Origin of the sequence: Nostoc sp. NOS(2021), from assembly GCF_017115025.1 — a bacterium.
GTDB lineage: Bacteria > Cyanobacteriota > Cyanobacteriia > Cyanobacteriales > Nostocaceae > Nostoc.
Map to the genome: position 1 here is coordinate 1 of NZ_JABXKM010000094.1, position 9,558 is coordinate 9,558.

Sequence of the window (9,558 nt, forward strand, 5' to 3'; positions counted from 1 at the left end):
CTGCCTCCCCTGCCCCCCCTCCTCTCTTCTGGGCGACTATTGCCCATCGACAAGGTTTATTTTCTTTGCACTACGCCCCAATGGAATTAGGCGAAATACTCTCGCCTATTTGGCAGCGACAACCAGTAGTTTTAATTGGCAGCGCGATAGAACCGGAAACTGAGGCTCCTCTTTTCCGACAGCGCTTGGGTTTGGACGATTTAACTTGCCTGAAGTTCTCTTCGGAGAGTCAAGCCGAAGCAATTCAACTTTATGTACCCTATAAGTTGCCCCTACCTAACACGCCAGAATTTCAAGCGGCATTTATTCACAAAGTCCGCACACTGGTTTGTCTAAGTGCGACAGCACCAGGATTGACGGTTGTCTTGGTGGGCGATGTCCCACTCAAGTCTCAAGTTGCGACAATTCTGGCCTCAGAGTTTGGTTCGCGGGTGCAAGTAGAAAAAACTTGTTTAGATGAAAATGGTATTTTGATTAGCGGTTGGGAATTTTGGCGAGAACATCAACGAGTCTTGCCGGCACCTCATCTGTTAATTATTGCTACTTTGCCTCTACCATCTTTGGAAAATCCCCTAGTAGCTGGTAGGGTAGCTCGTTATAAGCGATCGCATCAAGATTGGTTTCGTTTATATTTGTTGCCAGCCGCCTTGAATGAATTACAACGGGCGATCGCTCCAGTCAGAGAAAGTCAAGGTATTGTTGCTTTACTTGATAGTCGCGTAGTTAACCGCAGCTACGGCGCTCAAATTCTCGCTGCTTTAAGTCCTCTGGCACGCATTAACTATCTCGATGCCAGTCTATTTTCTAACACTGGTGAAGAAAATTCAGCTTAAGGTCATTTGTCAATGCCCCATACTTCTCTACCAGAGGCTGCGCCAACGGCAACGCTCAGTACAAGTGCCCAATTTAAATTTTGTCAACCAAAGCGCGATCGTTCACAAGCAAGCATTATTATCAGCTTATAGGAAGGTGATGCGATTCATCGCCTCTCTTTTGCCATGATTCCTGGCACGATAAATTTAGAACCTAAGTAAAATTTGAGTTGCTGATTATGGGTGAAGCAAAGCGTCGTAAAACCACACTAGGGGAAACATACGGTCAAGAGACTCGGATCTTGTCTTGGCTTCCCATCACAAAAACTCAAGCCGAACTATTTGTCACTTGGACTACTCGTGGTGCCTGGATAGGCATTGTCCTGATGGTTGTGGGATGGGCAACTATCCGTTTTATCGGCCCAGCCTTCGGTTGGTGGCAAGTAGTCTTTTAACAATTCAAAATTAAAGACATTTTCAGGCATGGCTCATCTGTCGTAGAGGCACAGCAATGCTCATAGGTGTCAACTTAACGTTAAAAGGGCGGTTAGAAACCGCGTCTACACAGGCAAAACCCACCTTTCCTGCGGAACGCCAAGGGCGAAGGTGGGTTAAGAACCCTTGATTTTGTATTAGTCCACGTTCGCGTAGCGTCTCGAAGAGAAGGTGGACTTTGTTTGTGTAGCCGCGAATTCTATTCGCCCTAGCTCTCCACGTCTGGGGTCTATCTTTGTAGTATGTAAAGAAGCACTTTTGACCTGAGATTATGCCCTCCTCTGAAAAACCCCTCGCTTACCCATCCAGCCACAAGAGCAATCAAGTAGATAACTACCACGGTACTTTAGTTGCAGATCCTTACCGTTGGTTAGAAGATCCTGACTCTGAAGAAACAAGGACTTGGATTGAGGCACAAAATCAAGTTACTTTTAGCTACTTGAGTAAAATTCCTACCAGGGAAAAAATTAAACAGCGCCTCACCAAACTTTGGGATTATGAAAAATATGGTATCCCTTTTAAAGAAGGCGAATCTCTGCCAGATGGTTCCAGCGATCGCTACTTTTATTTTAAAAACGACGGGCTGCAAAATCAAAGTGTCCTTTACACTCTGAAAACCCTCGACGACCAACCCAAAGTTTTACTCGACCCCAATAAACTTTCAGAAGATGGCACTGTTGCTCTTTCAGGATTGTCTATTAGCGAGGATGGTAAACTTTTAGCATACGGTCTATCCGCCTCTGGTTCTGATTGGCAAGAGTGGAAAGTCCGCGATGTCGAAACTGGTGAAGACCTCCAAGACCACCTGAAGTGGATTAAATTCTCTGGCGCATCGTGGACACATGATCATCAAGGTTTCTTCTACAGTCGCTACGATGAGCCGAATGAAAAAACTCAATTAGAAGATGTTAACTACTATCAAAAGCTCTACTATCATCAACTAGGTAAACCTCAATCAGAAGATGTACTAATTTATCATCGTCCTGACCAAAAGGAATGGGGTTTTAGTGGCGGTGTTACTGAAGATGGAGGCTATCTAATAATTTCAATTTGGCTGGGAACTGACTCCAAGAATTTAGTTTTCTCCAAAGATTTGACTAACCCTAATGCTGAAGTTATAGAACTAATTAACCAATTTGAGGCAGATTACAGCTTTATCGACAATGATGATAGCGTCTTTTATTTCCGCACAGATTTAAATGCACCACGGGGACGAGTTATTGCGATTGACACCAAAAACCCTGCGCCAGAAAATTGGCGAGAAATCATTCCCCAATCAGCAGAAACGTTGGAAAGTGTAGGCATACTCAATAACCAATTTGTTGCTGATTACCTCAAAGATGCTCACAGCCAAATTAAAATTTTTGACCTCAAAGGTGCGTTTGTACGCGAGGTGGAATTACCGGGACTCGGTTCAGCCGGAGGCTTTGGAGGTAAGCGTAATGATACCGAAACTTTTTATAGTTACACCAGTTTCACCACACCAGGAACTATCTATCGGTACGATATGATAACTGGTAAAAGTACGGTTTTTCGCCAGCCAAAAGTAGATTTTAATCCGGCTGATTACGAGACTAAGCAAGTCTTTTATCATAGCAAAGATGGTACTAAAGTACCAATGTTTATCACTCATAAAAAGGGCATTAAATTAGATGGAAATAATCCCACTTATCTCTATGCTTATGGCGGTTTTAGTGCCTCAATGACACCTGGTTTTTCTGTGAGTCTTTTGGTATGGATGGAGATAGGTGGTGTCTATGCTATGCCCAATATACGCGGTGGTGGAGAATACGGCGAAGAATGGCATCAAGCAGGAATGAAGGATAAAAAGCAGAATGTCTTTGATGACTTTATTAGCGCGGCTGAGTGGTTGATTGCTAATAAATATACTAAGACAGATAAGTTAGCGATCGCAGGTGGTAGTAACGGCGGTTTATTAGTGGGTGCTTGCATAACTCAACGTCCCGATTTGTTTGGTGCAGCTTTACCCGCAGTCGGCGTCATGGATATGTTGCGGTTCCACAAATTTACCATCGGTTGGGCTTGGACTTCCGAATATGGTTCAGCAGATAATCCCCAAGAGTTTCCAGCGTTGTATGCTTATTCGCCACTACACAACATCAAACCAGCTACAGCTTACCCAGCAACCTTAATTACCACAGCCGATCATGACGATCGCGTTGTCCCTGCTCATAGTTTCAAATTTGCCGCAGCTTTGCAAGAAGCTCACGCAGGTGATGCGCCAACGCTAATTAGAATTGAGACTAAAGCTGGTCATGGTGCGGGTAAACCCACAGCTAAAATTATCGAAGAAGCCGCAGATAAATGGGCTTTTTTGGTACGTACTTTGGATGTTGAAGTTTAGCGGTTGATTTATTTGTCGGGTGCGTTAACGCAGTGTAACGCACCACATTATTTCCATAAGCTCAATTATTTCAGTGCATCTAAATTCAGAACAATTGAGGGAGCATTAGCACTGATCAAGTTACCACCTTTAAATACAAAATCGCCAATTACATTTTTTGTCTGTGGTGCATATTTTTCCCAAGGATCTTGTGCAACCCAAACTAGCCGAACTAGGCGTGTCCACATCTGATCTGTCTTCTCAGCAGTGGAACTAACTGTTTCCACCACATGAGTTACGCGATGACCATAATTGTAATGGTTTTGGCACAAGAGAATGCGATCGCCCTGAACTGCTTTGTTTGCATCTTTTTCTTTTCGTGCCAATATCTTATTAATTTCCTCCTCGCTCAATCCTTTCTTCTTATCTTCGTTCATTGCCCAATGCAAATAGAAGGGATCACCAATTTTAGAATACTCTTTGTAAGACCAGTCTTTTCTTCCATCAGCAGTATGATTAACAAGCTTGAGGTATTTAATATTTAGGTGATTACCAGTTATTTCTAAAGAAGCTTCTTTCATTGGTGTCGGGAGTTGGATTTTTGGAGATAAACTTTTAGCCATAAAAGAATTACGTGAGAAAGCAGGAGTGAAAGCTACAGTTATATGGTTCCCTAGAATTCTCCCCAAATTGCAGTAATAAGCTGTTAAGTATACAACTTGCATTATGAGGACGGCCAAGATGCCCACCCCACAATCATATTGAAAAAAATATTAGTGCAAATTAAAGGCGCAACAGCTTACGTATTAAAAGTCAAACTTCCCTAAACTGCTATATTTCCCCTATTTCTCGGAGATAAGTTGGTCGGGGTGTGAGTTGCCTAACCAGTGCAGCATCAGCCGTCCAAAACTCCGCAGACGCACTCTCAGCGCAAGCAAGAAATGCCGCATCATAAAGGGTAGATAATGCGTATTTCTCAGCTATTTTCCAGGTTATTGCCCTAATTGCCTCTTCTTCAATGTAATCAATAGGCAGTTCGCAGAAGTCTTCAAAAAAACCTCGCGCTTCCTCTGTTGTAATTACTCCCATGCGGGTTTTTTTTCTTAGCACAGATCCTACTTCTGCCCAAGCAAAAGCTGGAGCCACTAAGGGTATACTCAGACTTAAGGCTTCTGCTACTAGTTTTCTGGACTGGGTTTGATAAACTTCTGGTACAAGATAGGGAATCCAAACGCTGGTATCTAAACACAAAACTCTAGTCACGTCGCCCTTCGTCCTCTCTGAGGCTGCGAATCAAATCTGTAGAGACTGGTTGTATCCCAGTTTTAGCTTTAACGGTTTCGCTGCGGGCAATTATCCGTTGATGGGCAGCCCATCCCCTGCGGCGGCTCACCTCACGTTCCAAAGCCTCAACCACTAAATCATTCAGGGATTCGCTACCCTCCTTAATTTTCTTAGCTTTGGCAAGTAAATCAGCCGGAAACCGAATTGTTAAGGCTTCGCGTTCCATAGCGATAAGTGCAACCAAATATTGATACCATTTATTATAACTGCTGTATATTCAGGGGATAAACACTCAATGCCATTCCTCGCGCAAAATGGCGAACCATAACTCGTCTACCCAGTCGCATCAAATAATTATCACTCTATAAAGGCGATCGCTCATTAAACTAACAAGTTGCTAAATCTCTTGTAATCAGTCGCTAATCTACTTCTGAGCTTTTGATCAAAGCATCTAATCACTCAGATGCCAAATTAAAAGGGAATAAGGTTAAGCGGTAAGGGTGAAGGTAAATAATTATTTACCTGCACCCTTACCGCTTTGCTTTATCTGAGCAAGAAGTTTAAATCTTTATTCTTCTTGTGTGGTTAAAATGCGACAGATTGGGCTATACCAGTCAAAGGGATTGTTGTATAAGTTTGTCTTTGCCCCTGGTTGAATTTAGGGTTCACAGAAAAGAGGTTTGTTGTTGTGATTCCCTTAGTTTCAACTGTGGCTGAGTTGCTGTTTCCAAGGTTTACACGGGGTAAGAGCAAGGTAAATAAGGTGCTGCCAGTATCTACTGTCTTACGGATAGTCACAGTCACTAGTGTACCAATTTCTGTTTCTACACTACGGATCTGCTCATTACCTGTAAAGTTTAATGTCTGTTGCTTATCTTTATAGGTTAAAAGGGGCTTGCCAATAAAGCTTGTCGTTGAGTAAGTAATGCTGATATTCTTCCCTTGAAACTGGTACAAGTTCGGTACTACTTCTAAGGCATTAGCTGATAATACAGGTATTGTTGTTAACAATATACCTAGTGTGAATGATCCAATTAAGTTTCTTGTTTGCATGTCTCAAAAAGTTATTGCTAGTTTGGCAGAGATACCTGGCTATGGTGGGATAACAATAAGAATCAAACTAATTGTAGAGGTAGATATTCCGAAAATCTTGTGATCTGCAACACATTGCAACCATTGTTAATATACTTGCAATAATTTGTGATCGTGTGTAAAGTCACATCTGTCTTGAAAAAATGCTGAGTAAAAAAATATTAGTCCCTAGTCCCTAGTACTTTGTCAAGCTAGTAATGAAGGGTTTGTAGTAACGACTTTAGTGCTTAGAAAATAAGGACTAAAGTCCTGACGACGAACTTGCTTACCCATCAATTTAAACTTGCTCGACTACTAGTACAGCACGGCGGAAATAAAGCTACCATTGAAAATGTTGAAAAAGCTGAGAATGTAAGTCTTTTGACTTTTTCAAAATGGTACTAGGGTTTTGTTTTATAATTAGAGATTTTGAATTTCGCATTGCTTATGAAGTTACGCTCATATATGCTTATCGGGTTTTTACTCAGCCTTGTCCTAAGTATTGTGCCTTTTTCGGGCAATTTTACCAATGCTGCAACACCGACGGCAGTTGCACCTGTATCTGCTCTTTCATTCACCCAAGGGGTACAAAAAACGGTATTGGACAACGGCTTAACAGTGCTAACCAAAGAAGTCCATACCGCTCCAGTGGTCAGTGTACAAGTTTGGTATAAAGTTGGCTCACGTAACGAGGTTAAGGGACAGAATGGCATTTCTCACCAGCTAGAACATTTGATGTTCAAGGGGACAACTGACCGTCCAGTGCAGTTTGGCAGGTTGTTTAGTGCTTTGGGTAGCCAGTTCAATGCCTTTACTAGTTATGACGAAACAGCTTACTTCGGCACAGTGCAACGAGACAAACTCGAAGCATTGTTGACACTGGAAGCCGATCGCATGGAAAATTCCTTAGTTGGGACTGAACAACTCAGAAGTGAAAAGCGGGTGGTGATCTCCGAGTTACAGGGGTACGAAAATTCACCAGGCTATCGTCTAAATCGGACAGTGATGCGAGATGCTTTCCCTAGCAGAGCCTATGGCTTACCTGTGGGAGGCACAAAAGCAGATGTAGAGAAATTCACGGTGGAGCAGGTGCGGAATTATTACCAAACCTACTACAGCCCAGAAAATGCCACGCTGGTGATTACAGGGGATTTTGCCACAGAACCTGTACTGAAAGTTGTGAAAGAAACTTACGGGAAGTTGCCAAAACGACCGAAGACGGCTGTGGCTAAAAATTCCGCCCAGGTGACTGCTCCTAGCTCTGTTGGTAAAAAAGCACCGATTGTTTTGAAGCAACCTGGAAGTGCGGCATTGCTGCAAGCGGTGTATCCGTTAACAGATATCAACCATCCTGATGTCCCGGCAATTGATCTGATGGATGCCATCCTCACAGGTGGACGTAGCTCTCGGCTTTACCAAGCTTTGGTGGAATCTGGACTCGCTAGTTCAGTGAGTGGCGGTGCTGCCGAACTCATCGAACCAGGTTGGTATGAAATTGATGCTACGGCGGCTCCAGGTAAAGAGTTAGGAAAAATTGCCCAGGTGCTTCAGGAATCTTTAGCAAAATTGCAACAGCAGCCTGTTACCACAGAAGAATTGAACCGGGCGAAGACGCAACTGCAAGCCTCGTATATTTTGGGTAATCAAGACATCACTAGTCAAGCTACTCAACTGGGGTATAACCAAACTGTGGCGGGGGATTATCGTTTTATTGAACGGTATCTGGCTGCGATCGCTAAAGTCACCCCTGCTCAAGTGCAGCAAGTAGCGAAAACTTACCTCAATCCGGCTAAACAAACCATCGGCTTCTTTGAGCCAACTCAACCAGATGGTAAACCAGGAACTTCTAATGCTGGTTCTAGTCGCACGGTGGAAAATTTCAGCCCCGGTAAACCTGTAGATCCAGCAGAACTGGCCAAATATCTCCCACCTACCACATCAGCTACAGATTTACGCAAACAATCACTACCAGAAGAGTTTACCTTAAATAATGGTTTGCGGGTTCTGCTCTTGGGCGATCGCAATCTCCCCACCATTAACCTGAGTGGACAAATTAACGCCGGTAGTGAATTTGACGGCAATCAAAAAGCTGGATTAGCGAATCTGACTGCGAACAACTTAATGAATGGGACGCAGACTAAAAATGCTTTGGACTTGGCAAAAACCTTAGAAGACCGGGGAGCCGGTTTAGACTTCAGTGCTAGCCGCGAAGGAGTTAGCGTCAGTGGTCAGGGGCTTTCCGCAAACCTGCCGATATTAATTCAAACTCTGGCAGATGTCTTAGAAAACGCCACTTTCCCAGCCGATCAGTTAGAACTGAGTCGCCAACGGGCGTTGACAAGTCTCAAAGTCCAGCAAGATGACCCCAGAGGACTGGGACGACAACTATTTCAGCAAGCAATTTACCCTGAAAATCATCCATTCCATAGCTTTCCCACAGCCGACAGCTTAAAGAGCATTACTCGTGATGATTTGCTTGGCTTTTACCAGACACACTACCGACCAGATAGCACGACGATCGTCTTAGTTGGAGACTTTGAGCCAGCTGAGGTAAAAGCTTTGCTGAATCAGCAGTTTGGCAAGTGGCAAGCCACAGGTAAGCCACCTGTACTCAAAATAGCATCCGTGCCATTACCGCAAACTTTGACACGTTTAAACAAAGTAATTCCTGGTAAAGCAGAGGCTGTTACCTACATCGGCTACAACGGCATATCTCGGAAAGACCCGCGTTTTTATGCAGCACTTGTGCTGAATCAAATTTTGGGTGGTGATACCTTATCGAGCCGCTTGGGTACGGAAGTGCGCGATCGCCAGGGTCTAACCTACGGGATCTATAGTGGTTTTGCCGCCGGAATCAATCCCGGCCCGTTCTTGATTCAGATCCAGACTGCTCCTGGAGATACCCAAAAAGCGATCGCCAGCACTCTCGCTTTACTCAAACAGTTGCGCGAACAAGGTGTAACTGAGGCTGAATTCAACGCGGCAAAACGCTCAATTACCAATAGTTACCCCGTGGATTTAGCTAATCCCAGTGATGTATCAAGCATCATTTTGGAGAATGCTGTCTTAGGACTTTCACGATCAGAAATCCGAGACTTTCCCCAGCAGATTCAAGCAGTCACTATGGCTCAGATGCAACAGGCGATTGAGGATTTTATTAAACCGGAAAATCTGGTAATTGTCACCGCCGGGCCTGGAGATACTGTACCCAAGATTGGCTCGTAATTTCACATAAAGGTGCAAAGCATATCTTTGCGCCTTTACGTGTTGGCTGAGATTAAACCTTTTGGTTTTATTCGGATTTTTGTTAGGAAGTCTATTGAGCAATACCGTTTCGGTTAAGACTTTATCCCAGCTAATTGCCATATATTACTAATTGCGATCGCCTAAAATTTATCAAAGCTTTTTTCAGATTCAACTCTAGGGAAGAATTAAAAATATCTGGAGTAAATTAATCTCTAAAATTAAGTAATTAAACCGTAAACCAATCATTTATATTATAGCAGTTGCCAGGTAGCGGTTGACATAAGCTAATCATAAAACACTGACACC

8 protein-coding genes are annotated in these 9,558 nt (G+C 43.5%); 4 read left to right on the plus strand and 4 right to left on the minus strand.

What is annotated here, in order from left to right; genetic code table 11:
• The 3 genes from HWQ41_RS11560 to HWQ41_RS11570 all read left to right on the plus strand — a co-directional run.
• Positions 1-833: helicase C-terminal domain-containing protein (locus HWQ41_RS11560; RefSeq protein WP_366931657.1), on the plus strand; the 833-nt coding region annotated here is incomplete at its 5' end.
• A gap of 218 nt (positions 834-1,051) precedes the next feature.
• Entirely contained in the window at positions 1,052-1,267 is a 216-nt protein-coding gene (locus HWQ41_RS11565; RefSeq protein ID WP_292762740.1) for a DUF2839 domain-containing protein, read from the plus strand.
• Between the two features lie 311 nt (positions 1,268-1,578).
• Complete coding sequence (locus HWQ41_RS11570) at positions 1,579-3,672, plus strand: prolyl oligopeptidase family serine peptidase (RefSeq protein ID WP_292762742.1); 2,094 nt, start codon at positions 1,579-1,581, stop codon at positions 3,670-3,672.
• A gap of 65 nt (positions 3,673-3,737) precedes the next feature.
• On the opposite strand, the gene HWQ41_RS11575 is transcribed toward HWQ41_RS11570, so the two are convergent.
• The 4 genes from HWQ41_RS11575 to HWQ41_RS11590 all read right to left on the minus strand — a co-directional run bounded on the left by HWQ41_RS11575 (position 3,738) and on the right by HWQ41_RS11590 (position 5,988).
• Complete coding sequence (locus tag HWQ41_RS11575) at positions 3,738-4,274, minus strand: hypothetical protein (protein WP_292762744.1); 537 nt, start codon at positions 4,272-4,274, stop codon at positions 3,738-3,740.
• A 208-nt stretch (positions 4,275-4,482) separates the two neighbouring features.
• On the minus strand, positions 4,483-4,914 hold the full coding sequence (locus tag HWQ41_RS11580) for a type II toxin-antitoxin system VapC family toxin (RefSeq protein ID WP_292762746.1): 432 nt from the start codon (positions 4,912-4,914) through the stop codon (positions 4,483-4,485).
• A complete protein-coding gene (locus tag HWQ41_RS11585; protein WP_292762751.1) occupies positions 4,907-5,161 on the minus strand; it encodes a YlcI/YnfO family protein in 255 nt (84 codons plus the stop codon). Before HWQ41_RS11585 ends, HWQ41_RS11580 begins: the two co-directional genes overlap by 8 nt.
• Before the next feature lie 359 nt (positions 5,162-5,520).
• Complete coding sequence (locus HWQ41_RS11590; protein WP_292762747.1) at positions 5,521-5,988, minus strand: hypothetical protein; 468 nt, start codon at positions 5,986-5,988, stop codon at positions 5,521-5,523.
• 483 nt (positions 5,989-6,471) lie between these two features.
• Between HWQ41_RS11590 and HWQ41_RS11595 the strand changes: the two genes are divergently transcribed.
• Positions 6,472-9,231 carry a pitrilysin family protein gene (locus HWQ41_RS11595; RefSeq protein ID WP_292762749.1) on the plus strand — a complete coding sequence of 920 codons (2,760 nt, stop codon included), beginning with the start codon at positions 6,472-6,474 and terminating at the stop codon, positions 9,229-9,231.
• The last annotated feature ends 327 nt before the right edge of the window (positions 9,232-9,558 follow it).